The 25147-nt window shown below is 58.9% G+C and carries 23 protein-coding genes; 6 read left to right on the plus strand and 17 right to left on the minus strand.

All coding sequences use genetic code 11. The annotated features are described in order from the left end of the window. Window positions 1–18: 18 nt before the first annotated feature. Genes B9Z49_RS16345 through B9Z49_RS16380 form a run of 8 tightly spaced genes read right to left on the minus strand, consistent with a single transcriptional unit; the run spans window position 19 to window position 9603 of the window. Window positions 19–1218 carry an acetyl-CoA C-acyltransferase gene (locus B9Z49_RS16345; protein WP_108354501.1) on the minus strand — a complete coding sequence of 400 codons (1200 nt, stop codon included), beginning with the start codon at window positions 1216–1218 and terminating at the stop codon, window positions 19–21. Further along, complete coding sequence (locus B9Z49_RS16350) at window positions 1215–2189, minus strand: DUF1295 domain-containing protein (protein ID WP_108354502.1); 975 nt, start codon at window positions 2187–2189, stop codon at window positions 1215–1217. The genes B9Z49_RS16345 and B9Z49_RS16350 overlap by 4 nt, the downstream gene beginning before the upstream one ends. Beyond that, window positions 2186–3424, minus strand: a complete 1239-nt coding sequence (locus B9Z49_RS16355) for an acetyl-CoA acetyltransferase (protein WP_108354503.1) — start codon at window positions 3422–3424, stop codon at window positions 2186–2188. Before B9Z49_RS16355 ends, B9Z49_RS16350 begins: the two co-directional genes overlap by 4 nt. After that, window positions 3421–4410, minus strand: coding sequence for a nitronate monooxygenase family protein (locus tag B9Z49_RS16360; RefSeq protein WP_233254670.1), 990 nt, complete (start codon window positions 4408–4410; stop codon window positions 3421–3423). The genes B9Z49_RS16355 and B9Z49_RS16360 overlap by 4 nt, the downstream gene beginning before the upstream one ends. Then, window positions 4407–6107, minus strand: a complete 1701-nt coding sequence (gene paaN / locus B9Z49_RS16365; RefSeq protein WP_108354504.1) for a phenylacetic acid degradation protein PaaN — start codon at window positions 6105–6107, stop codon at window positions 4407–4409. Before paaN ends, B9Z49_RS16360 begins: the two co-directional genes overlap by 4 nt. Continuing rightward, window positions 6107–6571, minus strand: coding sequence for a lipocalin-like domain-containing protein (locus B9Z49_RS16370; protein WP_158273524.1), 465 nt, complete (start codon window positions 6569–6571; stop codon window positions 6107–6109). The genes paaN and B9Z49_RS16370 overlap by 1 nt, the downstream gene beginning before the upstream one ends. Window positions 6572–6587: 16 nt before the next feature. Further along, window positions 6588–8063 carry a carotenoid oxygenase family protein gene (locus B9Z49_RS16375; RefSeq protein WP_108354506.1) on the minus strand — a complete coding sequence of 492 codons (1476 nt, stop codon included), beginning with the start codon at window positions 8061–8063 and terminating at the stop codon, window positions 6588–6590. A 49-nt stretch (window positions 8064–8112) separates the two neighbouring features. Beyond that, entirely contained in the window at window positions 8113–9603 is a 1491-nt protein-coding gene (locus tag B9Z49_RS16380) for a carotenoid oxygenase family protein (protein ID WP_108354507.1), read from the minus strand. A 199-nt stretch (window positions 9604–9802) separates the two neighbouring features. Between B9Z49_RS16380 and B9Z49_RS16385 the strand changes: the two genes are divergently transcribed. Next, window positions 9803–10696: an SDR family NAD(P)-dependent oxidoreductase gene (locus B9Z49_RS16385; protein WP_158273525.1), complete on the plus strand. Its 894-nt coding sequence runs from the start codon at window positions 9803–9805 to the stop codon at window positions 10694–10696. A 24-nt stretch (window positions 10697–10720) separates the two neighbouring features. On the opposite strand, the gene ureG is transcribed toward B9Z49_RS16385, so the two are convergent. The 7 genes from ureG to ureA form a co-directional block, all read right to left on the minus strand. Further along, window positions 10721–11380: an urease accessory protein UreG gene (gene ureG, locus B9Z49_RS16390; protein ID WP_108354509.1), complete on the minus strand. Its 660-nt coding sequence runs from the start codon at window positions 11378–11380 to the stop codon at window positions 10721–10723. Next, entirely contained in the window at window positions 11377–12066 is a 690-nt protein-coding gene (locus tag B9Z49_RS16395) for an urease accessory protein UreF (protein WP_108354510.1), read from the minus strand. The genes ureG and B9Z49_RS16395 overlap by 4 nt, the downstream gene beginning before the upstream one ends. Then, entirely contained in the window at window positions 12056–12751 is a 696-nt protein-coding gene (gene ureE / locus B9Z49_RS16400) for an urease accessory protein UreE (protein ID WP_108354511.1), read from the minus strand. Before ureE ends, B9Z49_RS16395 begins: the two co-directional genes overlap by 11 nt. A 100-nt stretch (window positions 12752–12851) precedes the next feature. Continuing rightward, entirely contained in the window at window positions 12852–14570 is a 1719-nt protein-coding gene (gene ureC / locus B9Z49_RS16405) for an urease subunit alpha (RefSeq protein ID WP_108354512.1), read from the minus strand. Between the two features lies 1 nt (window position 14571). Further along, complete coding sequence (locus tag B9Z49_RS16410) at window positions 14572–14901, minus strand: urease subunit beta (RefSeq protein WP_108354513.1); 330 nt, start codon at window positions 14899–14901, stop codon at window positions 14572–14574. A 10-nt stretch (window positions 14902–14911) separates the two neighbouring features. Beyond that, a complete protein-coding gene (locus B9Z49_RS16415) occupies window positions 14912–15499 on the minus strand; it encodes a HupE/UreJ family protein (protein WP_108354514.1) in 588 nt (195 codons plus the stop codon). Window positions 15500–15544: 45 nt separating this feature from the next. Then, a complete protein-coding gene (ureA, locus tag B9Z49_RS16420; RefSeq protein WP_108354570.1) occupies window positions 15545–15847 on the minus strand; it encodes an urease subunit gamma in 303 nt (100 codons plus the stop codon). A gap of 224 nt (window positions 15848–16071) precedes the next feature. Between ureA and urtA the strand changes: the two genes are divergently transcribed. The 5 genes from urtA (at window position 16072) to urtE (ending at window position 21862) form a co-directional block, all read left to right on the plus strand. After that, window positions 16072–17349, plus strand: a complete 1278-nt coding sequence (urtA, locus tag B9Z49_RS16425) for an urea ABC transporter substrate-binding protein (protein ID WP_108354571.1) — start codon at window positions 16072–16074, stop codon at window positions 17347–17349. A gap of 121 nt (window positions 17350–17470) precedes the next feature. Continuing rightward, a complete protein-coding gene (urtB, locus tag B9Z49_RS16430) occupies window positions 17471–19054 on the plus strand; it encodes an urea ABC transporter permease subunit UrtB (protein ID WP_108354572.1) in 1584 nt (527 codons plus the stop codon). Between the two features lie 14 nt (window positions 19055–19068). Beyond that, on the plus strand, window positions 19069–20181 hold the full coding sequence (gene urtC, locus B9Z49_RS16435) for an urea ABC transporter permease subunit UrtC (protein ID WP_108354573.1): 1113 nt from the start codon (window positions 19069–19071) through the stop codon (window positions 20179–20181). Next, the gene (gene urtD, locus B9Z49_RS16440; RefSeq protein ID WP_108354515.1) at window positions 20178–21053 is read left to right on the plus strand and encodes an urea ABC transporter ATP-binding protein UrtD; all 876 of its coding nucleotides are present in this window, start codon (window positions 20178–20180) and stop codon (window positions 21051–21053) included. Before urtC ends, urtD begins: the two co-directional genes overlap by 4 nt. Window positions 21054–21157: 104 nt before the next feature. Beyond that, window positions 21158–21862: an urea ABC transporter ATP-binding subunit UrtE gene (gene urtE / locus B9Z49_RS16445; RefSeq protein WP_108354516.1), complete on the plus strand. Its 705-nt coding sequence runs from the start codon at window positions 21158–21160 to the stop codon at window positions 21860–21862. 64 nt (window positions 21863–21926) lie between these two features. On the opposite strand, the gene B9Z49_RS16450 is transcribed toward urtE, so the two are convergent. Together B9Z49_RS16450 and B9Z49_RS16455 are read right to left on the minus strand one after the other, a co-directional pair. Next, window positions 21927–23927, minus strand: coding sequence for an NAD(P)-binding protein (locus B9Z49_RS16450; RefSeq protein WP_108354517.1), 2001 nt, complete (start codon window positions 23925–23927; stop codon window positions 21927–21929). An 83-nt stretch (window positions 23928–24010) separates the two neighbouring features. Beyond that, a complete protein-coding gene (locus B9Z49_RS16455) occupies window positions 24011–24964 on the minus strand; it encodes a tripartite tricarboxylate transporter substrate binding protein (protein WP_108354518.1) in 954 nt (317 codons plus the stop codon). Window positions 24965–25147: the final 183 nt, after the last annotated feature.

A 25147-nucleotide genomic window follows, 5' to 3' on the forward strand; every position in this document is an offset into this window, starting at 1 on the left:
GTGTGAAGGTCTGGACGATCAGACGCGCTCAACCACCATGGCCACAGCCAAGCCGGCGGCGCCACACAGGCTGATCACGGCACGGCGCGCTTGCCGGGCTTCCAGTTCGTCCAGGGCCATGCCCACGAGGGCGCTGCCCGTGGAGCCCATGGCGTGGCCCAGGGCAATGGCACCGCCATTCACGTTGAGCTTGTCGTGAGGAACGTTCAGGTGCTTCATGTAGTGCAACATGAGCGAGGCAAAGGATTCATTCACCTCGAACAGATCAATGTCCTGCACGGTCATGCCCGCCAGTGCCAGGGCCTTTTCGGTGGCTTGCACCGCACCTGTCAGGGCCAGGGTGCGGTCCACACTCACGGTGGCGGTGGCCAGGATGCGGGCTCGCGCTTTCAGCCCCAGGCGCTTTGCAGCCGCAGGGCTGGCAAGCAGAACGGCCGAGGCACCATCGGCCATGGTGGGGGAGTTGCCAGCGTGTTGCACATGGTCAACGTGGCTCAGGCCATAGCGTTGGCACATGAGTTTGTCGATGCCGTATTTCTCGGCCATGGCCGCGAAGGCGGGCGTCAATTGACCCAGACTCTCGAGTGTGGTCTGTGCCCTGGGCGTTTCATCTTGGGCCAGCAGCACAGCGCCATCGGCATCGAGTACGGGTGTGACCGAACGGTAGCGGCCTGATTGCAAAGCCGCCACGGCACGTTGTTGGGAAGCCAAGGCATAGGCGTCGCATTGGGCGCGGTCAAAACCTTCCATCGTGGCAATCGTGTCGGCTGAAATGCCAATGGGCACCAGCGTGGTTTGTTGCTGAAATTCGAAGTCGTGCGTCAGGGGGCCCTGGTCAGAGGCCATGGGCACGCGCGACATCATCTCCACGCCACCTCCCACAGCCAAGCTGTCGTTGTCCATGGCCTGCTGTGCAGCCAAATGAACAGCGCTCAGACCCGAGGCGCAATAGCGGTTGATGCTCAGGCCGGGAACCTGGTCGCTCCAGCCTGCACGAACCAGGGCGAGTTTGCCGATGTTGGCACCTTGATCGGCCGTTTGCGTGACGCAGCCGATGATGGCGTCACTCACCTGCGCCGTATCGATGCCGGTTTGCTGGGCCAGTGCCTTGAGTTGCTGGGCCAGCAAATCCACGGGTTTGAGGCTTCGCAGCGCGCCTTTGTCATTGCCTCGCCCCCGGGGGGTGCGCAGGGCTTCGATGATGAGGGCTTGGCTCATGCGTTGTCCTTGGGTTGAGATATCTTGGCCGGCAGGCGCGGAAAAAATGCCGGCACATTGGCGCAATATGCTGCGTAGCCGGGTTTGCTTTTGGCCATATGGCGCTCCATGAGCGAGGTGGCCGACCCTTTGTTCATGAACCAGGTCACGTAAACCGCTGGGACCACCGACAGCCAGCCCCAAGGATGGGACAGCGCGAACACGCTGTAGCCCCACCACATGCAGGTCTGGCCGAAATAGTTGGGGTGGCGTGTCAAGGCCCACAAACCGGTGTTGAGCAATTGCGAGCGGTCTGTGCGCAGGCGCTTGAAGCGTGTCAGCTGCCAGTCCGCACCGGCTTCGAACACAAAACCGACCAACCACACCAAAGCCCCCGCCACATGCCAAAAGCCTATGGGGCCAGAAGAGGTCATGCCAAACAACAAGGGAATGGCCCACACCCAGATCACCACGCCTTGCAGCAAAAAGATTTGGAAATAGCTCCACCACCAAAAGCGAGCGCCTGAGCGCTGACGCCACCGGGCGTAGCGCGGATCTTCGCCGTGCGGCAGGTTGCGCCACAGAATGTAGAGCGAATAACGGCCGAAACCGACAGTGGCCATGGCCAGCAAAAGCAGATGCGATGCCTGACCGTCAGCCCCCAAATGCTGGTAAAGCCACCAGGGTGCTGCCAACAACAACAGGCCGTAGGCGATGTCCATGATGCTGGCATCGCGTTTGACAAGGCTGATGACCCACACCACGGTGAGCCACAGCCACAGCCACAGGCCCAACTGCAAAAAATCCGACAACAACCCCGGTGCCAGTTGCCCGCTGGCGCCCACGGCTGCCACGCCCAAGGGCAGCACTGGGTAGGCCCGGTCAATCCAACGGATGTTTTCGCGCGGCATGGCCCACAGCCATACGGTGGCAAGCAAGGCCCAAGTCAACAGAAGGGTTTGACCGTGCTGTTGCCACAAGGCTTCGATCATGCTTGTCCTGCCTCCACCACAAAACTCACCACCGTGGCGCAAGAGCCACCGATGTTCAAGGTTTGGATGCGCTTGGCGCCTTCAATCTGACAGGCCTCGGCTTGGCCGGTGACTTGGCGAGTCGCGTCCCAGAGCATGCGTGTGCCGGTAGCGCCCACCGGGTGGCCGCAACCAATCAGGCCGCCACTCATGTTGACCGGGCAGCGACCACCCGGTGCGATGGAGCCGTCTTCGACCGCTTGCCAGCTTTGCCCTGGGGCCGTCAGGCCCAGGTGGTCGATGGCCATGTATTCGGTGGTGGTGAAGCAGTCGTGGGTTTCGATGCCGCTCATCGCGTCGATGCCCGACACACCGGCACGGCGCCAGGTGTCTTCGATGGTTTGCCGCACATGGGGAAAAATATAAGTCTGGCCTTGGCTGCGTTCGATCTTGTCGCGCAGGCGCAGACCCGCGTTGCGATGGCCCCAGCCCGCAATGCGGGCGAGTTGGTCCACGCCGTGGCCGCGTTTTTGGGCATAGGCCTGGGCAAAACGGGCTGAGGCCAACACCACGGCGCAGGCCCCGTCGGTGATTTGGCCGCAGTCCTGGCGGCGTGTGCCGGGCTCGATGATCGGGTTGGCCTCGTCGTCATCGGTGAAGCTCAGGGCATCAAATTCCCACTTTCGGGTTTGCGCCAGGGGATTGCGTTTGGCGTTGCCGTAGTTGATTTCGGCAATGCGGTTGAGGTGTTTGCGGTCAAGCCCGTAACGTCGCTCGTACTCTTGTGCCAGCAAACCAAAGGCGGCGGGCCACATGTAGGTGCAATCAATGTCTTCGTGCCCCTGCCAGGCTGCAGAGTTTTGGTTGACCGAGGCCACATTGCCCGAGGTGTTCTTGAACTCCTCGACGCCCATCACCAGCACGCAGTCGTAACGGCCCGCTTCGATTTCGGCCATGGCCGCCAGCACGCCCAGAGATGAAGACGCGCAGGCGCCTTCATGGCGCATGGCCGGTACGCCCCAGAGTTCGGGCGTCATTTGCGCCACCATAGAGCCCAGGTGGGCTTGCTGGCGCTGCAGTTCACCAAAGGCATTGCCCACATGAATGCTCTCAATGGCCGAGGTGTCGAGGCCAGCATGGTCCAGCACGCCTTGCGTGGCTTCTTTCACCATGTCAGAGATGTCCTGACCTTGGCGTGACCAGGACTTGGCGAAGTCGGACTGGTAGCCGCCCAAAATGTAAACGGGTGCGCTCATTGGAAACTCCTTTGGGGGTAGGGCAGGGCTTGCAGGCGCTGCGTTGCGGTGGTGAATTCAAGGGCCAACTGCTCCACGATGCTGGCCATGGGGGCAGTTTGGTGGATGGTGCCCAGGCCCTGGCCTGCTGCCCAAACGTCTAGCCATTTCTTGCCAGCGAAGGAAGTGCTGCTGTCGTATTGACGGGAAGGGGCATCGGGCATGTTGTCCGGGTCCAGGCCGTTCAGTCGCAGCGAGGGCTTGAGCCAACTGGCCGAGGTGCCGGTCACCCCAGCGCTGACGATCAGGTCGTCCACCGTGCTGTCGACGATCATTTGTTTGTAGGCATCGGGCGCCATGCTTTCAGTGGCCGGAATGAAACGCGTGCCCATGTACACATAATCGGCGCCTGCTGCGATGGCCCCAGCAATGCCCCAGCCGTCGCTGATGCCGCCGCCCAACACCACTTCGCCATCGAAGAACTCGCGGATGGCGCTGACAAACGCAAACGGCGACAAAAAACCGGTGTGGCCCCCTGCACCCGCCGAGACGCAAGCCAGGCCATCGGCCCCGGCCTTGACGGCTTTTTGGGCCAGCGTCAGGTTGATGACGTCGGCGAACACCCGGCCGCCATAACTGTGCACCACCTCGATGGCGGGTTTGGGGCTGCCCAAAGCCGTGACCACCACCGGCGGTTTGTAGCGCGCGATCAATTCCAGGTCTTGCGCCAAACGTGTGTTGGAAGAGTGGGTGACGAGGTTGGCACACCAAGGGCCCACGGTGTCGGCACCTTGCACATCACGGGCGGCCGCCAAGCCTTCGGTGATGGTTTTCATCCACTCGTCGAGTTTTTCAATAGGGCGTGCATTGGGGGTGGGAAAGGCCCCCACAATGCCCGCCTTGCAAGCGGCCATCACCATCTCGGGGCCCGAGATCAAAAACATGGGTGCAGCAAACACCGGCAGTCGCAGGGGCAAGCGTGGGTTGGTCATGCGGTCGTGGGTCATGGGTTGGTGCCACTTTCTGGTGTGACCGGGCGGCGCGACTGCACAATGCCAAACCGACCCGCCACAAAAGCCAGGTTGGTCAGTGTGGCATTGCCCGCCGGGTTCAGACCCGTGACGTGGTAATCACTGTAAGCCGCTGCAAAATTCAAAGGCATGGCCCCCACCAGGTTGATGGTCAGCTGGGCGCCTGCGCGGGCATAGGCGGCCTCCGCTTGGGCGATGAAGTCTTCACGTGTGGAATACAAAAATGCGGTCAAACCCCCTTGGCTGCGGGCGTCTTGCGTGGCTTGTTTCAGGGCGTCTTCTGCGTCCTCACACGCGATGACAAAACTGATCGGTCCGAAACGCTCTTCGGCGTACAGGTCACGCTCGCGCGTGCTGACCTGCAGCATGAGTGGCGTGCTGGTGCGGGCGTCCGGAAATTCCGGGTGCGGGTAGGGATGGGGTGACAGCAACACCTGGCCGCGCTGCTGCCCTTGCGCTTGCAGGTCTTGCAGCAAAGCCAAGGTTTGTGGCGACTGGATGGTGGCCAAAATCATGGACGCTTTTTTCGGGTCCGAGGTCAGGGCCTGCACGGCTGCGGCCAGGCGTTGGGCGACTTCATTGAAAGGCACCGTGCCTTGCGGTGTGTTCACGCCCGATTGCGGGATGTAGATGTTTTGCGGGCTGGTGCACATTTGCGCACTGAACAGGCACATGGTGGTGGCCAGATTGCGCAAAGCCGCGTCGAGGTCTTGCGCCGACTCCAGCACCACGGTGTTGCAACCGGCTGTTTCGGTGAAGGCCAATGCGGGGTGGGCGTTTTGTTCCACCCATTGGCCAAAACGCACACTGCCGGTGAAGTCCACAATGGCCGTTTTGGGGTGTTTGATCAGCACTTTGCCAATCGGCTCGCTTGTGGTGTCGATGGCCAGGGTCACCAGGTTGGGGTCAAAGCCTGCAGCCTGCAGCACCTGGCGAAAGGCCTTGACCGTGATGGCCATAGGCAACACGGTGGCCGGGTGGGGTTTGAGGATCACCGGGTTGCCGGTGGCCAGGCTCGCCATCATGGAAGGCCAGGCGTTCCAAGTGGGGAAACTCGCGCAGGAAAAACACACAGCCGTGCCACGGGGCACCAGTCGGTAGGTTTTTTGCAGATGGATCTCCGAGCTGCCAAAGCGCCTGGACCAGTGTGCCGAAGGGGCCACCGAGCGCATGGCTTGTTCGGCATACACCAAGGCTTCAATGCTGCGGTCGAGCGCGTTCACGCCCGAACCGGCATAGGCCATGTTGTAGCTTTGCCCTGCGGTGTGCATGACCGCGTGCAAGACTTCAAACAGGTGGTCACGGTACAAGACTTCAAGCACTTCCATCAGCACGCCAATGCGCTGCGTGTAAGGCGCTTGTGCCCAGCTGTCCATTGCATTTTCGGCGGCGTCGAACAGGGTGTGGATGTCCGATTGCGGGTAGACCACACCCAAGGCTTTCTGGGTGTAGGGCGATATTTCTTCGCCGATCCAGTTCATGATGCCGGGTTGGTCCAAGTCAAACCGGCCGTTTTTCAGGTGCTGTTCGAAAGCGGCAAGGCCAGCGCTTTTGGCATGCCCAGCCTCGGGGTACTTGTCGGGCATTTCCGGGTAAGGGCTCCAGCAGTGGCGCGTGGCACAGGCTTGCTGGGCCAGTTCAAAGCGAGCCTGGTGCTTTTCGAAGAGGGTCATCAACGTCTCCAGATCAGTCGGTGGTGGCGCAGGGTGGTGGTGCCAGGCACCGGGTCGGATGCCGACAGGGTCAGCGTGCCATCGGCTGCAAAGTCCATGTTGCGAATCTGGTCGCTGCCCACAAAGTTGGGGTTCAGCGCATGGCTGACGTGGTGAACCACCTGGGCCCGGCCTTCGTGTTGACGCACTTCATAACGCCCGGCGTACTGAAAGAAACTCTCGAACGCGGCCAGACGCTCAGCCTCTGGCGCGCTGCGCACGCTGGCGCTGGACAGGGGTGCGCGACCCGAGCGGGCAATGCAAGCGGCCATGCCGCCGTCGTGCGTGTACTGGATCAGGCCGGTGGCATCGGGGCCAAAAGGGTAGGTGGTGGGGCGACCATCGTCGTAGGTGATTTCCCAACGCACCAAGGTCCAAACGCCGTGCAGGTCTTGCGCCGTGGGGGTTTTGACAGCTGTGTTCATGTGACGCGCCAAGCCATCAAGCGGTGGGCAGGAGCGATTCACGCACCCAGGTGCTGTGAAAGCCATGGGGCACTCGCTGCGGCAAGATGACCCGAGCCACCGGCCCATTGGCCAGTTGTTGTGCATCGATGATCCAGACTTCAGACCGGTCTTTCAGGCCGTTCCAGACAAAGCCAATCAGGTAGCCATCGTCTTCTGCCTGCGGGTTGTCACGCGCTGCAAACGGGGCTTCGCTGAACCAATAACCTTCACCAGGGTGGTAAGTCACAGCGCTGCCGGTTTCCAGGTCGTACTTGGCCAAACCTGCAAAGTGGGGTTGCTCCACGGTGCGCGCTCGGCCCATCAGCACATGGTAGGTGTAGCGGTTTTTGTAGCCTTGGTACCAGGCGTTGATCATCGGGAACTCGGTGTTCAGGATGTCGTCCACCACGCTTTCGCGGGTCTGGCCAGTGGCCAGGTTAAAGCGCCATTGGTAAAACTCGTATTCGGTGCCTTGGGTGCCAATGGTGAACAGCAAGCGCTTGACATCCAGGCTGCCGTCAAACTGCTTGGGCATGGCGTAAGGCGTGCCCAGCATCACGATTTCGGTTTCGCCCTTGTCGTTGACTTCTTCCCAGGCATTGGCCACATGCAGCATGTAGCGCGGGTCGGCTTCAAACCACCGGATGTCTTGCGCGCTGCCGTGTCTGGGAATGACGGCAAAACGCGACTTCCATTCGGGGTGAAACTCCAGGCTGTAACGACCCGCCTTCAAGGCCTCGGGGTTGTTGATCAGCGGGAAGTCGTGCAGGACGCTGTAGTTGGCGGTGATGGCCATGTCGTGCGGCAAACGGGGCCCCGGCAGTTCAACTGGAACCAGGGTTTTCAATTCGCCGGTGGCACTGAGCACGCCGTAATGCATATAGGGGTGTTGGTTGCCATAGGCAAAAAACAGGTACTCACCCGTGCGTTCGTCCACGCGTGAGTGGGCCGAGATTTGCAGACCCTTCAAGCGTGGATCGGATTCGAGCTTGCCCACGGTCTGCAGCGTCAAGGGATCGACCTGGTAAACAGCGCCACCGCGGTACCACATGGACAGCAATTTGCCGTTGTGAAATTTCACATCGGTGTTGGAGGTGTTTTTCAGCGCATCGTCAGGCAATGCGCCTTCGGGCAGGCGTTGTTTGAGTCCAGGGGCCAGGCTAACCCCCGCCGCTTGGTCGGCCTGCAAACCATCGGTGTCGACCCATCGGTTGCGGTAAGTGACCTGGCCGTTACGGAAATGCACGGCGTGCAACATGCCGTCGCCGTCGTACCAGTGGTATTTGCCTTTGGGGGTGTGTTGTGGCACAGGGCCGTTGCGCACGTACATGCCGCTGAAGTCTTTTGGGATCTTGCCGATGACTTCAAAATCTTGCACCACCAACTCCTGATCGATAGGGGCAAAACCACCCTGCAAATTCGGGTTGTCAAGCAGGTAAGGGGGCGTTTCAACGAAGGTTTCAAGTCCCATGGTGTTCTCCGGATCTGTGTGCGTTTCGGTGGATGGTGGTGGGGTGGAATCAGTGTGCTTGCCCGGAGAGCAAACCGCCGCCTTCCAAATCAGCCCCACTGGCCCAGCAGGCATGCGTGCCGCTGCACAGTTTGTGCGGCAACTCGATGCGGCAAACCGGACCGGCCTCAAACTTCTTGGAGTCGATCAGGATGATTTCCGAGCGCTGGGTTTTTTCGTTGGTGATGAAACTCACCAAGTAACCATCGTCTTCGTCTTGTGCGTTCACGCGTGGGGCAAAGGGGGCTTCGCTGGCGTATTGGCCTTCGGGCAAGCGGATCTCCCAGGAGTCGCCGGTTTGCAAGTCGTGTTTGACGTAGCCATGGAACAAGAACCAGCCGGGCACTTGCACGGCGCTGTAGGCATAGCGGTAAGGCTTTGTGGCGTAGCGCTGGTTGAACATGCCGAACTCCAGAATGCGCTCATCCAGACGCTTTTCCGTGGTCTTGCCGGTTTTCAGGTTGAGGCGCCAGCGGTGCAGGTGGCAGCCCATTTTTTTCTGATCCAGATAAGACATCATGCGCTCGTAGCCCGCAGGCGCGCCTTCGTAGTTGCGTGGCATGGGGTTGTCTTGGAAATAGCCGTCGAGCACTATCTCGTCGCCCTCTTCGTAGGCATTGAGCCAGTGCAGCACAAAGGTGGGCGCGGCTTCAAACCAGACGATGTCTTGGGGCTGGCCGCGCCGTGGAATGATGGCGATGCGTGAGGGCGTGTCTTTGAAAAAACGCACCACGTGCTTGCCTTGTTTCAGCAACTCGGGGTCCCAGTAGAGAGGGAAGTCGTTGAGGATGGCGTAGTTTTCGGTGTAAGCCATGTCGTGCGGCAAGCGTGGGCCCGGCAAAGGAATGGGCACGTAATGCACCAGCTTGTCGTGCTTGTCGACCACGCCATAGTGCATGTAGGGCGCATGCTTGGAGTAGTTGAAAAACAGCAACTCGCCGTTGGTTTCGTCCACTTTGCAATGGGCAGAAATGCCGTCCAGCGGTGACCAGGGCGGGATGCCCTCATGCGCCAGGCTCAGCGGATCGACGCGGTAGCCTTCTCCGCATTGGTAAAACGTGGTCAAGGCGCGTCCGGCATGCACGACCACATCGGTGCTCGAAGAATCTTTGAGGCTGCCGTGAGCGCCCCAGCCCGCGCGCTCGGACAAGGCTGGGTCTTCCATCAAGCCCGCCCACAAGGCCCGGCCCGCTTCCAGTTCGGCTTGCAAGCCTTTGGTCTGGATGAAGCGGTTGCGGTAGCTGACCTGGCCATTTTTGAAGGCCGCCATGTGCAACATGCCATCACCATCAAAGGGGTGGTATTTGCCTTTGGCTTGCAAGACCGGGTTTTCGGTGTTGCGCAAATAGACGCCATCGATGTCCAGCGGAATGGCTCCCTCCAGGACCTTCAAGTCGGTGGCGTTGACTTCTTCGAGCAAGGGTGTCCAAGCGCCTTGAAGATAGGGGTGGTCGCCCGGCTCCAAGTCGCTGGTGAGTGTGTTCACGATGTCGATGGTCATCTCGTTCCCAAGTTGATTTACTGTCTCTAATGAACTCATACTATGTAAGTTCTGTGAGGAAAGCAACGGGGTTTGAGCGGATGGGCAGTAACTTTGGTGACTACTTTTTGGTGCACTTCCCGCATTCAATCCTGATTGTTTTCAAGGGCAGACCTTGTGCCAGTCCCTGATGTACCCGGTTTTCACAAGAGGAGTTTTCATGAACGAAGCAAGACAAGCCACCTCCACCTCATTGACAGGGCGCGTGGTGATCGTGACCGGTGCGGGCAAGGGCATTGGCCGGGCGGTCAGCCTGCAATTGGCCAGCCGTGGGGCCTTGGTGTTGATCAACAACCGCCGTCATATGGGTGAAGATGATGAGCAGACCAGCGCGGCCCAGGTGGTGGCGATGATCCGCGCGCAAGGCGGGCAAGCGCTTGCCAACCATGACGATGCGCTGGACCCCGATGCTGGCGCCCGCATGGTAGCGCAGGCCATGAACGAATGGGGTCGCCTGGACATGGTGTATGCCAATGCGGCCGTGGCCCAGCAGGCGGTCTTTCATACCCTGAGCCTGAATGAACTCAGAACCATCATCGACTCGGGCGTGGTTAGCACCTTGTCCTTGTTGCACGCGGCCTGGCCCGTGTTCCGTGCACAGCGCTATGGCCGCGCCTTGGTCAGCACGTCGAGCGCTGGCCGATTTGGCAACCATGGTTTGACGGCTTACGCTGCCTCCAAAGGGGCGATCGAATCGCTGATGCGCTCGCTGGCGCTGGAGGGTGTCAAACACGGTATCCATTGCAATGCCTTGTCGCCCTATGCGCATTCGCAAATGACCGCATCGCATTTGCCGCCTGCTTGGGCGGATGTGCTGGCCCCCGAGGCGCTGGCCCCGGCAGCGGCCTGGTTGCTCAGTCCCGAGTGCGCCATCAACGGCCAGGTGCTGGTGGCGGGGGGTGGTCGGTATGCCAGGTCTTGGCCGGTTGAGACCCCGTCGGTGGCAGGCACCGACATGGAGCAGGTCTGGGCGCAATTGTTGGATTTGCAGGGGCAAACCCATGTGGATTCGATCACCGCCTTTCAGTCCTTCATGGCCGATGGTGGTCATTGAACTGCGTGGGCTGCGCGGGCTGCCTTAAATCAGCATGCCCCGCTTTTCTATGAAGGCCACCACTTCGGCCAGGCCATCCAGCGTTTTCAGGTTGGTCATCACCCAGGGGCGTGTTTCGCGGTTGGGGCGCATGCGGTTGGTATCGTCGCGCATCACTTGCAAATCTGCACCCACATGCGGGGCCAGGTCGGTTTTGTTGATCACGAACAAATCGCTCTTGGTGATGCCTGGGCCACCTTTGCGGGGAATTTTTTCACCTGCGGCCACGTCGATCACGTAAATCGTCAGGTCGGAGAGTTCCGGGCTGAAGGTGGCGGCCAGGTTGTCGCCGCCGCTCTCGATGAAGACCACGTCGGCGTTCGGAAATTTTTCCAGCATGCGGTCAATCGCTTCGAGGTTGATCGACGCGTCTTCGCGGATGGCGGTGTGCGGGCAGCCACCGGTTTCCACGCCCATGATGCGCTCGGCGGCAAGCGCGCCGCTCACCGTCAGCAATCGCTGGTCTTCCTTGGTGTAAATGTCGTTGGTGATGGCGATCAGGTCCCAGCGCTCGCGCATGTTTTTGCACAACATCTCCAGCAGCGTGGTTTTGCCGGATCCCACAGGCCCGCCAATGCCCACGCGCAGGGGCGGCAGTTTTTTGGTGCGGTGGGGAATGTGGTGCAGTGCAGACGAGGTGTTCATGATCGGAAGATCCGGGAGTATTGGGTTTCGTGGCGAGATGACAAGATGGCCAGCATGGGGGTGAAGGCTTGGCGGTCTTCATCGTTCAGGTGAATGGCGGTTTGAACCGCTTGCGGAATTTCGCGGGCCAGGCGTGCCAGCATGCGCTGCCCGGCGCTTTGGCCCAAGGGCACAGCCTTAAGGGCGGCTTGGGTCATGTTTTCGGCCCAGCCAAAGGCACCTGCTTGCAGGGCTTGGTCGAGCGGCGCAGACGCCAAAGACAAAGCCAGCGCCATGGCCAGCGGGTAAGTGGGTGGCAATTGGGCACAGCATTGCAATTGGGCGTCGCTGGCTTGATGCAGGTTGCGCAGCCAGTCAAGCAAGGAGCGACCCATTTGCTCGGCTTGCAAGCGCATTTCGGCGGTTTCTCGGGTGGTCATGACCCAGTCGTTCAGGGCTTGCAGGCGCTGAGTGTCCATGTGCTGCCAAGCCGGAATGGCTTGCGCCAGCACGGCCATATCACCGCGTGACTGCGTCAGGTGCAGCTGGTCCACCACCCAATCGGTGGCACTGGCTTCGTCATGCACCAAGCCTTGTTCGATCGCCGCCTCCAGCCCTTCGGAATACGAGAAGCCACCGATCGGCAATGCAGGCGAAGCAAGCCAGATCAGTTGCAGCAGGGCCGAGGGCGCAGTCTCAGTGCTCATGTCCGCAGCCGGGGCCGTGCACGTGGGGTTCAGCAGGGGCAGAGCGGATCGGGATGGCGATGCGTTTGCCAGCTGACGGCTTGGATGCAGGTGCCGCGTGTTCGTGTTGGCAGTCGGGCCCGTGCACATGGGGCTCGGCGTGGGCTGCGACAGAATGATCCGCATGACCATGTTCGTGACTGTGCCCATGACCATGCCCATGCCCGTGTGAGGACGCGCCGTGGTCACCATAGGCACCGTTTTCGGGCTCGAAGGATTCAGACACCGTCACCACCGTCATGTGCATGGCGCGCAGCATGTCGGCCAGCACATGGTCGGGCTCGATCTTCAGGTGGTCGGGTTGCAGCTCAATGGGCACATGGCGATTGCCCAGGTGGTAGGCGGCGCGTGTCAGGTCAAAGGGCGAGCCGTGTTCTGTGCACGATGTGATGCGCAGCACGCTTTGCGGCGCAGCTTCGACACGGATCAGCGAGCCGTCTTCTGCCACCAGCACGTCACCGCCGCGCACCACGGCGCCACGGGGCAAAAACACGCCCAGACTGCGGCCTTGGCTGTCGGTGGCGTCAAAGCGGCTTTTTTGGCGAGTGTCCCAGTCGAGCGTGAGGGTGCTGGCGCGTTGGATCAGCACACGTGCCAGGCCACGGCCTTGCGGCATGAGTTTGGAGCAATGTAAAAGCGAGGTCATGTGTCTTGGGTTTTGTAGGAGCCCACCCTTTTGGGCGATGGTTTTGTGGGGCGTGTGCCACGCCCATCGCCCACGGGGTGGGCTCCTACAGGGGAGTGTTTCAGAACAAAAAGTAGCGTTGGGTCATGGGCAGTTCGGTGGCGGGTTCGCACACCAACAACTGGCCGTCGGCGCGCACCGCATAGGTTTGTGCATCGACTTCCATGTGGGGCAGGTAAGCATTGTGGACCATGTGCTGCTTGCGCACGCCCCGGATGTTGTGCGCCACGGACAAGGTTTTTTGCAAGCCGAAACGCTCACCAATGCCCGCTTTTAATCCCGCGTTGGAAACGAAGGTCAAGGCACTGCGCGTGAGCGCGCCGCCAAAGCTGCCAAACATGGGGCGGTAGTGCACCGGCTGGGGCGTGGGTATGGAGGCATTGGGGTCACCCATGGCCGCCAGCGCAATGAAGCCGCCCTTGAGCACCAGAGATGGCTTGACGCCAAAGAAGGCCGGTTTCCAGATCACCAGGTCGGCCCACTTGCCCACTTCGATGCTGCCCACATCGTGGCTGATGCCGTGTGCAATGGCGGGGTTGATGGTGTATTTGGCGATGTAGCGCTTGACGCGGGCGTTGTCGTGGCGCGCGGTGTCGCCGGGCAGGCTGCCACGCTGCTGCTTCATTTTGTGTGCGGTTTGCCAAGTGCGGATGATGACCTCGCCCACCCGCCCCATGGCCTGGCTGTCGCTGCTCATCATGCTGATGGCACCCAGGTCGTGCAGGATGTCTTCGGCTGCAATCGTCTCTTTGCGGATGCGGCTCTCGGCAAAGGCCAGGTCTTCGGCAATCGCCGGGTCCAGGTGGTGGCAGACCATGAGCATGTCCACATGCTCGTCGAGTGTGTTGATGGTGTAAGGCCGTGTGGGGTTGGTCGATGACGGCAGCACATTGGCCTCGCCCACCACTTTCAAAATGTCGGGCGCGTGCCCACCGCCCGCGCCTTCGGTGTGGAACGTGTGGATGGTGCGGCCTTTGAAGGCGGCCACGGTGTCTTCCACAAAGCCCGATTCGTTGAGTGTGTCGGTGTGGATGGCCACTTGCGTGTCTGTTTCTTCGGCCACCGTCAGGCAGTTGTCGATGGCTGCAGGTGTGGTGCCCCAGTCTTCGTGGAGCTTGAGGCCAATCGCGCCCGCGTTGATTTGCTCGTGCAGCGCGGCAGGCAAGCTGGCATTGCCCTTGCCCAAAAAGCCCAGGTTCATCGGAAAGGCGTCGGCCGCCTGCATCATGCGCTCGATGTTGAAAGGGCCGGGTGTGCAGGTGGTGGCAAAAGTGCCGGTGGCCGGGCCGGTGCCGCCGCCCAGCATGGTGGTCACGCCGCTGCCCAGTGCCTCGTCGATTTGTTGGGGTGCGATGAAGTGGATGTGTGAGTCAATGCCGCCTGCGGTGACGATCAAGCCTTCGCAGCTGATGATCTCGGTGCCGGGGCCGATGATGATGTCCACGCCCGGTTGCGTGTCGGGGTTGCCCGCTTTGCCAATGGCGGCAATGCGGTTGCCGCGCAAACCAATGTCGGCCTTGACGATGCCCCAGTGGTCGATGATGAGCGCGTTGGTGAGCACGCAGTCCATCGCGCCCTCGGCGTTGGTGCGCTGTGATTGCGACATGCCGTCACGGATGGTTTTGCCGCCGCCAAATTTCACCTCTTCACCGTAGCCACCCGCTTGCAGTGTGAAGTCTTTTTCAACCTCAATCACCAAGGCTGTGTCGGCCAAGCGAACGCGGTCGCCCACGGTGGGGCCAAACATTTCGGCATAAGCACGTTTGTCGATGTGGGCCATGTCAGGTCCCTTTCTGTGTGTTGTCGCCCAGCGGCCCGTTGGTCAAGCCCCGAAAGCCATACACCACACGGTCGCCCGCGTAGTCCACCAGCTCCACGGTGCGTTGCTGGCCGGGCTCAAAGCGTACGGCGGTGCCGGAGGCGATGTTCAGGCGCATGCCGCGTGCAGCAGCGCGGTCAAAGCGCAGGCCCGCGTTGGTCTCGGCAAAGTGGTAGTGCGAGCCCACTTGGATGGGGCGGTCGCTGGCGTTTTGCACCACCAGCGTGCAGGTGCGGCGGCCCACGTTCAGGGCGTGTTGGCCGGGGTCGATCAGAAGTTCACCGGGTGTCATGTGCAATCCTTCAGACCAAGCCGACCAGCAGCGATGAAAAGGCCAGAGCACCACCGGCGCTGCGTTGCAGCCAGACACGGCCAGCCATGTGTTGGCCGATCAGCACACCAGCGCCGTGCAGCAGGGCGCTGCCCATGACCATGCCTGCCAGGGCAGACCAGGTTGGCGTGCCCGCCATTTCGCTGCCATGCGCTGCACCGTGGAACACCGCAAAAACGCTGGCGACGGCTGCGGCAGCCGCCCAAGGCATGCCTCGACGCCAGGCCAACAGCAAACCCATCACCAACAAAGAGGCCGCAATCATCGGCTCGACCGCAGGGACGTGCACACCCGCAAAACCCAACACGGCCCCCAAGGCCAGCATGAGCACAAAGGCCAGCGGGGCCAACCAAACCGGGCGCACCGCGATGGCGCTCCACACACCGACGGCCAGCATGGCCGCGAGATGGTCCAGTCCGGTCAAGGGGTGCAGAAAACCTTCAGCGAGTCCTGTCAGTGCGCTGTGGTCGTGCCCGGTGTGGGCCAAGGCCCAAGTTGGTGCAGCGGCCATCAGGGCGCAGGTACTCAACTTGATAAGAGTCTGGATTTTTTGTGTCATGAAGTTCTCCGAATGGGCGGATTGTTGTGCGTTGAAATGGGAAGGTCAAACAATGGGCTGGTGCACCGTCACCAATTTGGTGCCATCCGGAAAAGTCGCTTCCACCTGAATGTCCGGGATCATGTCGGCGATGCCGTCCATCACATCGGCACGCGTCAGCACAGTGCGGCCTTCGCTCATGAGTTGGGCCACGGTCTTGCCGTCGCGAGCGCCTTCCATCACTGCGGCGCTGATCAGGGCGATGGCTTCGGGGTAGTTGAGCTTCAGGCCACGGGCCTTGCGGCGTTCAGCCAAAAGGCCTGCTGTGAAGATCAGCAGCTTGTCTTTTTCTCGGGGAGTGAGTTCCATTTTGGTGCGCTCTGCTTGAGCTGGTGCATTGAATGGGCTCAATGTAGCAAAGAGCGTGCCTCTTTATAGAGGATGTCTGATTTTCTAGGGAAATCAGATGCCATTTTGGGGTTTATCAAGGGGCGTCCTGAAGCTGGCACGGCGTTTGCAAAGAGTGAATCAGCGTTGCAAGTCTTCGCGTGTTTGTTTGAACAACTTACTTTCCTGATTGGAGTGATCTCATGTTGAATCGTCGTGGCCATCTCAAAGCCCTCGCAACTGCAACTGCCATTTTGGCTGGCAGTTTGACATTGGTAACCCAAGCCCAAGCGCAAGCGGGCAACACCATCAAGGTCGGCGTGCTGCACAGCCTGTCCGGCACCATGGCCATTTCCGAGACCGTATTGAAAGACACCGTGCTCATGGCGATTGACGAGATCAACGCCAAGGGTGGTGTGCTGGGCAAAAAGCTCGAACCCGTGATCGTGGACCCGGCCTCCAACTGGCCTTTGTTCGCTGAAAAAACCAAACAGCTGCTAGGCCAAGACAAGGTCTCGGTCATCTTCGGTTGCTGGACTTCGGTGTCGCGCAAATCGGTGCTCCCCGTTGTGGAAGAAATGAACGGTCTGCTGTTTTACCCCGTGCAGTACGAAGGTGAAGAGCTGAGCAAGAACGTGTTCTACACAGGCGCTGCGCCCAACCAGCAAGCGATTCCTGCGGTGGACTATTTGATGAGCAAAGACGGCGGCGGCGCCAAGCGCTGGGTCTTGCTGGGCACCGACTACGTGTACCCCCGCACCACCAACAAAATCTTGCGCGCTTACTTGAAAAGCAAGGGTGTGAAAGACAGCGACATCGACGAAAAGTACACCCCATTCGGTCACAGCGATTACCAAACCATCGTGGCCGATGTGAAGAAGTTTTCTGCCGGTGGCAAGACCGCGGTGGTGTCCACCATCAACGGTGACTCCAACGTGCCTTTTTACAAAGAGCTGGGCAACGCAGGCCTGAAGGCCAAAGACGTGCCTGTGGTGGCTTTTTCGGTGGGTGAAGAAGAACTGCGCGGTGTGGACACCAAACCTTTGGTTGGTCATTTGGCTGCATGGAACTATTTCATGTCCATCAAGAACCCTGCCAACGACGAGTTCACCAAAAAGTGGGGGGCTTATGCCAAGGCCAAGAACATCGCCGGTCACAAAGACAAGCCTTTGACCAATGATCCGATGGAAGCGACTTACATCGGTATCAACATGTGGAAGCAAGCGGTTGAAAAAGCCAAGTCCACCGACACTGACAAAGTGATCGCCGCCATGGCAGGTCAGACCTTCAAGGCGCCCAGCGGCATCACCAGCAAGATGGACGAGAAAAACCACCACCTGCACAAGTCGGTGTTCATCGGCGAGATCAAGGCGGACGGCCAGTTCAACGTGGTCTGGAAGACACCCGGCCCCGTCAAGGCCAAGCCTTGGAGCCCCTTCATCGAAGGCAACGACAAGAAGCCTGACGAGCCTGCCAAAAAGTGATTTTTTGAAAGTGTGAGTGCTTGTCGGCGCTGAAGTTCCGACCTACATAGTCTTTGTGTAGGTCGGTGGCTTTAGCCCCGACATGGACGGTGGCCAGTGGCCAGACCCGGAAATGAGCAAGATGAAAAGATGGATGTTGAAAGCGGCGTTGATGGTCATCGCCTTGTGGGGCCTGTCGGCAGCTCAAGCCCTGACGATGGACGAAGCCAGAGGGATGGCCGTGGGAGACAGCGATGCCCGCGTGGAAGCCTTGGCCAAAGCTGTGGCGCAAGGCAGTGAAAAAACAGCGGTCTTCCTGCAAGCCTTGGCCGATGATGTGGTCAAAATTTCGGGAGATCAGGTGATAGTGGTTCGCGACGGGCAAGGCTTGGACCCCGTCACAGGACAAGCGGTTGCTGTGCCGCCAGACGCCGAAGAAGTGATGCTGAACAACCGCCTGCGCGGCGAGATTGACACGGCCCTGGCGGCCCTGAAGTTGTTCAGCCCCGATGTGAAAGTGCGCAGGCAAGCGGCCTTGGCGCTGCTCAAAGAACCCGATGCCAGCCGTGCCCCCTTGCTTGACAAGGCTTTGGCGACTGAAAAAGACCCCACGGTACAAAGCCTGGTGCGCCAAGCCCGCGCAGCAGCCATGCTGAACAGCGAGACTGCGAATGACCGTTTGCTGGCCGCCCGCGAGTTGGCGGGCAGTAAACAACCCGAGACCCTGCTGCTGCTCAACCAGCAACTGGCCCAAGAGCAAGACCCTGCAGTCCAAAAACAAATCCAGTCCGCTTTGGTCAAAGTGCAGGACAGCCTGCGCTGGGGCGAGCGCTTGGGGGCCATGTTCACCGGGCTCAGCTTGGGCTCCATCTTGTTGTTGGTGGCCCTGGGCCTGGCCATCACTTATGGCCTGATGGGCGTGATCAACATGGCGCATGGCGAGCTGATGATGATTGGCGCCTATGCCACCTATGTGGTGCAGGCGCTGTTTCGCGAGCATTTGCCGGGCGTTTTTGACGCTTACCTTTTTGTCGCGATGCCGGTGGCCTTCCTGACAGCGGCCTTGGTGGGTGCGGTGATGGAGCGCGCGGTGCTGCAGCATTTGTATGGCCGCCCGCTCGAGACCCTGCTGGCCACCTGGGGCATCAGCCTGGTGCTGATGCAAGGCGTGCGCAGCCTGTTTGGCGCGCAAAACGTGGGTGTGGAAAACCCCTCTTGGATGAGTGGATCGCTGCAGCTGTTGCCCAATTTGCAGCTGCCGTGGAACCGGGTGCTGATCATCGTGTTTGCGCTGACGGTGTTGGTTGGGGTGGCGCTCTTGATCGGCAAAACCCGGCTGGGTTTGTTTGTGCGCGGCGTGACGCAAAACCGCCCCATGGCCTCGTGCATGGGCGTGAACACGGCGCGCATCGACACCTATGCCTTTGCATTGGGTTCGGGCATTGCAGGTCTGGCGGGTTGTGCGCTCAGCCAGGTGGGCAATGTGGGGCCTGACCTGGGCCAAAGCTACATCGTGGACGCATTCATGGTGGTGGTGCTTGGCGGTGTAGGGCAGCTGGCAGGCACGGTGTACGCCGCCTTGGGCCTGGGCTTGGTCAACAAGTTGCTGGAAGGCTGGACGGGCGCGGTGCTCGCCAAGATTGCCGTGCTGGTGTTCATCATCATCTTCATCCAGAAGCGCCCGCAAGGCATCTTCGCGATGAAGGGGCGCAGCGCGGAAGCGTGAAGAGGACCATGAACATGAAAAATTTGGAACTCCCCACCTCCGCCCCTTTGATGGGCCGCCAAGCCTGGTCGGCGTTTTTGCTGGCGCTGATTGTGGTCGGCGTGCTGGCCCCGGTTTTCAACTTGTGGGTGCCCGAGAGCAGCGCCTTTCATTTGAGCGACTACGCCATCGCCTTGATTGGCAAGATCATGTGTTACGCCATTTGCGCGCTGGCCATGGACTTGATCTGGGGCTACACCGGAATTTTGTCGCTGGGCCACGGTTTGTTTTTCGCTTTGGGCGGCTATGTCATGGGCATGTACCTGATGCGCCAGATTGGCCAAGACGGCAACTACAAAAGTGACTTGCCCGACTTCATGGTGTTTCTGAATTGGAAAGAGCTGCCCTGGCACTGGACGCTGTCGGACAGCTTCATCGCCACACTTGTTCTGGTGGTGTTGGTGCCCGGCTTGATCGCCTTTGTGTTTGGCTACTTTGCCTTTCGCTCGCGAATCAAGGGCGTTTATTTTTCCATCATCACCCAGGCCCTGACCTATGCGGCCATGTTGCTGTTCTTCCGCAATGAAACGGGTTTGGGCGGCAACAATGGCTTTACTGATTTCAAGCGCATCCTAGACTTACCCATTGCCACCCCCGGCATGCGCATGACGCTGTTTGTCTTCACCGGCTTGACCTTGTTGGGCTTTTATTTGTTCTCGCGCTGGCTGGTGAGCAGCAAGTACGGCCGGGTGCTGATGGCGATTCGCGATGCCGAAACGCGGGTGATGTTCTCGGGCTATTCGCCGCTGCCTTACAAGCTGAGCATCTGGGTGATCTCGGCCGTGATGTGCGGCATTGCCGGGGCTTTGTACGTGCCGCAAGTGGGCATCATCAACCCCGGAGAGATGAGCGCGGCCAACTCGATCGAAATCGCGGTGTGGGCGGCGGTGGGCGGGCGCGGCACCTTGATCGGCCCCATCGTGGGAGCGTTTTTGGTGAACGGGGCCAAGAGCTGGCTCACGGTGAGTGCGCCTGAATTTTGGCTGTACTTTTTGGGTGCGCTCTTTATCGCGGTGACTTTGTATTTACCGCAAGGCGTGGTGGGGTTGGTCGCCAAACTCAAAAAGATGAAAGGCGGTGCCGCTTGACGCCCGACTTGCTAAAGAAAGGCGCTGAACGCGTGGCCCGCATGGCCCAACAACGCGTTGAAGACACAGAGTCCGGTGGCCGCAGCGCAGGCTATGGCCGCGTGGTCCAAGACGCCAGCCAAGTGGATGTGACGCATGGCCGCATCCTGTATCTGGAAGACGTGAGCGTGAGCTTTGATGGCTTCAAGGCCATCAACAAGTTGTCGCTCGACATTGCGCCCGGTGAGCTGCGCTGCATCATCGGCCCCAACGGCGCGGGCAAGACCACCATGATGGACATCATCACCGGCAAGACAAGGCCCGACGAAGGCACCGTGTTCTTCGGCAGCACGATTGATTTGCTGCGCCACAACGAACCCGAAATCGCACAGCTGGGCATCGGCCGCAAGTTCCAAAAGCCCACTGTGTTCGAGCACCTCACCGTGTTTGAAAACCTCGAACTCGCTTTGAAGACACCCAAAGGCGTGAAAGCTTCGATGTTCTTCAAGCTCGATTCACGCCAAAGTGACCGCTTGGCCGAAGTCCTGCACACCATCCACCTGGCGGACAGCGTCAGCAAACCCGCTGGCTTGCTCAGCCACGGGCAAAAGCAGTGGCTGGAGATCGGCATGCTGCTCATGCAAGATCCCAAGCTGCTCTTGCTCGATGAACCCGTGGCCGGCATGACTGACCACGAAACCGAGCGCACGGCCGAGTTGTTCCTCACCCTCAAAGGCAAACACTCGCTGATGGTGGTGGAGCACGACATGGGCTTCATCCGCACCATTTCGGACATCGTCACCGTGCTGTGCGACGGCGCGGTGCTGGCCCAAGGCACTCTCGACCAGGTGCAGGCCGACGAGCGGGTGATTGAGGTTTATCTCGGCCGATGATGCATACCAGCGCGAGTGTCAGGTCTTGTCACTGCGAGCGAAGCGCGGCAGTCCATGGATTGCCAAAGCTGTCGGCTTCGACATGACATTTCAAAGAGGTTTCTATGCTTGAAGTTAAGAACATTCACCAGTACTACGGTGGCTCGCACATCCTGCGCGATGTGAGCCTGAGCGCCGTGCAAGGGCAAGTCACCGTATTGCTGGGCCGCAACGGCGTGGGCAAAACCACCTTGCTCAAATCGCTCATGGGTCTGGTGCCGATCAAAAGCGGCAGCGTCACCCTCAACAACCAAGACCTGACGAATGCGAAACCCTATGAACGCGCCGCAGCCGGCATCGGTTATGTCCCTCAAGGCCGGGAAATCTTTGCCCGCTTGACGGTGGAAGACAACTTGCTGATGGGTTTGGCCACACAGCCGGGCGGCACACCGATTCCGCCGGAGTTGTTTGAGTTGTTCCCTGTTCTGAGACAAATGCTGCACCGCCGGGGCGGTGACCTTTCAGGTGGCCAGCAACAACAGCTGGCCATTGCCCGTGCACTGGCAGCCAAGCCTCGCTTGTTGATCCTGGACGAGCCCACCGAGGGCATCCAGCCCAGCATCATCAAGGACATCGGTCGCGTGATCCGCCAGCTGGCCGATGTGGGCCTGCAAGGCCAGCGCATGGCGGTGTTGCTGTGCGAGCAGTACTACGACTTTGCCGAAGAACTGGCCGATCAGTATTTGGTCATGGAGCGCGGTGAAGTGATCGCGCGTGGGCCAGGCAGCGAGATGAGGGAGAAGAACATTCAGCAGTGGGTGGCGATTTAACGGTGCTTCAAGCTATAGGAAGGGCTGATTCGCAAGCTGGCGTGCGCAATCCAATTTGATGGAGTCAAATTTTGAGGGCTACGGCATTGCCATCGGAAGTGGCTTGCATGACAGAGCCTGCTACTTTGCAGTCTCCGATTTTGTGAACAATCAATCCAGCGCTTAAGAGTTTTGATGTTAAGTGCGCGTTCGGTTGTCTTGGGCTAGACCATGAAAAGAAAGCGGCATCTTCTATGAGGGAAGGTTCACCACCAAATACACTGACCGAACCCAAGCCGCCATCTTGACTGAATGAAGGAGAGAACCAAGGCTCGCACAAATACCTGACCTCAATATGGTTCTCAAAAATGGCGCGTTGAATATTTTGACGCGTCACCAGGGGTGTTTCTTGCGCCACGCCTTCTCTTGGAGTGATCAGTATGACTTTTCTGAACTTTTTTGCTAACAAAAAAGCAGCGGCATAGGTGCCTTCGGTTTGGTCCATGTCAAAAAGAACAGCGCAGCCCGCTTGCTGTGATTTGATGGCGTGAATGGTCTGAAGAGACTGACGGATATCCATAAACAAACCTTCATCCAACACACTTTTCGGTAAGCACCGAGGAACACTCATTTGGGCTCCTGTGGCCAAGATCACTTCATCAGGCTTATGCGCAACAATTTTCTCTAGGTTGGCGGTGGATCCCAATTCAAAGACGACCCCCGCTTTTTGGCATGCATTCAATTGCCAATCGTAAATGCTGCTGAGCGATTCGCTATGGGGCAGTTCTGCATGACGGCGTGTACTGCCGCCTACTTCTTCAGATTTGCCCATGACAACAACATGATGGCCTCTGGATGCGGCTATCCAGGCGGCTTCCAGGCCTGCAATCCCTGAGCCCACGATCACGATGGTTTTGCTCTTCAATGCAACAGGCGGTTGCCATAACAATTCATCAGGTTCAGCCACCCTCGGGTTGTTGTCACAGGCGATGGGCATTTGATGAACGATGGTGTTCCAACAGCTGTTGGCGGCCACGCAATAGCGAATGTCGCGAGCTTTGCCGCTTGCCGCTTTGAGTGGCCAGGCTGGATCGGTGATGAGTGCACGACCCAAAGCAACCAAGTCAACCTGACCACTGGCCACCAGTTGATCCGCTTCGGATGGATCCGTGATGCGTGCCACGGCCATGAGAGGCAGGTTGGGCGCAGCCATTTTGAGTCTGTTGAAAATGCTGCGATACGGTACCCGCGAATATTGATCGTTGGGCATGTGCATTTCAAGGGAGGGGCCGTGTGATCCCTGAGTTGGGCACAAATAGTGAATGTTTCCGACTTGCGCAAAGTGCGCGGCTATGCGGCAAGATTCTTCTAGGTCGATGCCACCTCTGACGCCGTCGTCTCCTGGTAACTTCATACCAATGATGAAATGTGAGTCGGTTGAAGCGCGAATGGCATCCACCAATTCATCCAATATTCGAACTCTGTTGATCAGTTCACCACCATATCGATCTTCACGCAGGTTCGACCAAGGCGATAAAAATTGATGCCAAAGATGACCGTGTCCAGCAGAAATTTCAATTCCGCTGTAGCCGCATCTATGAAGCCTGGTGGCGGTTTGCGCAAAAGACGCAATGACTTCTTCAATGCCAGAGATACTCAGTTCGCTTGGCATGGACCAACTCAAATCGTCTGCGACTGGCGATGCACCAATCGCATCTTTCAGTCGACCGCCCACGTGCCTTGCACGCCCAGGATCTTGAATTTGGGCAAGGATGCGACAGTCGTGCCTTTCAACGCTGTCTGCCAAGCGGGCCAAGCCTGAGAGTTCACTGTCATCCCAAGCACACACGCGTGCTGATGACTGGTGTCTGGTCAATGCACCGACAGGTTCCGTCACAATCATGGCCGCACCACCTTTGGCGCGGTTTGAATAGTAGTTGACCAGTTTGTCTGTCACGCGCCCCTTTTGTGCGAGCGCTGTCAAAATGGCAGCGTGCACGATGCGATTCTTCAAAGGTTTGCCTGCTAAAGCAAACGGTTTGAACAACTCTGGATAAGCTGGCGTGTCAGGAAAAACTTTGTTCATAAGCCAGTTAAGTGAGCTCAGTTGAGGAGCTCATTCGTGTCATACAAGCCCAGAGGAAACCTCAAATACTTATCTGATCTTGGTCAGTCGACTTTGATTTTGGCGGTACTGATCACCTGCGCCCACTTTCTGCGTTCGCCCGTCAGATAGTTTTTGAAATCTTCTTTGGAGCCACCGACAGGTTCTACACCGATGGTGGTCATGCGGTCTTTGATTTCCGGCGCATTCAATGCTGCAGCAAATGCCGAATGAAGTTTGTTGACAACTGCTGCGGGTGTACCTGCAGGCAGGAGTGCGCCATACCACCCGTTGCCATCCACATCCTGAATGCCGAAGTCGCCGAGGCTAGGAATTTCAGGGGCAAGCGTGGAGCGTTTGGACGCCAACACAGCCAGCGGCTTGAGTTTCCCTGAACGGATCAATTCGCTCAAGCCGCCCAGTCCATCTACGCCGAGGGGAAGGTGACTACCCAGCAGGTCTGTTTTCAAGGGGCCAGAACCTTTGTAGGGGATATGGGGCACGTTGATAGCCGTGCGCTGCGCAAGCAATTCCATGGCCAAGTGAGAGTTGGAGCCTGTTCCGGCAGAGCCAAACGACAAAGCGCCTGGCGCTGATTTGGCTCTGGCAATCATTTGTTCGAGGCTCGTAAATGGTGTGCCGGGTGCTGCGACTAAAAAATTGCCGTATCGAACCAAATGGATGAGGGGGATGAAGTCTTCAAAGCGCCATCCTAATTTGTCAAACAATGCTTCGCTGGTGGTGAAATTGGGTGCTGTCACCAAAATGGTGTAACCATCGGCAGGGGCTTTCGCAACAAATTCAGTACCGATGTTGGCCGACGCGCCAGCTTTGTTTTCGACGATGACTTGTTGACCCAATGAATTTGAAATGTGAGCTGCCATGAGTCGTGCCACTGTGTCGGTTCCTCCGCCAGGGCTGTAAGGCACAACGATTCGGATCGGCTTGATGGGAAATTCTTGCGCTTGTGCGGTCAAGCCCAAGAGCAAAGAGAGGAGCAGAGTGAAAACTATTTTCATGATGCTGGCTTTCGGGTTGTTGCTGTTTATCCGATCATGTTACCCAGAAAGCTCTTTTTGAGGATTAGGGTTTCAATTGGGACATTCGGAAAATTGGGGGGTATTTTTGCCTCGATGGTTAAAAAAGCCATCGTTCCATCCCGATGGATTTTTTGATGAGATATCCAGCTTGTTGGCAAAAAA

It is taken from the genome of Limnohabitans sp. 2KL-51 (assembly GCF_003063645.1).
GTDB lineage: Bacteria > Pseudomonadota > Gammaproteobacteria > Burkholderiales > Burkholderiaceae_C > Limnohabitans_A.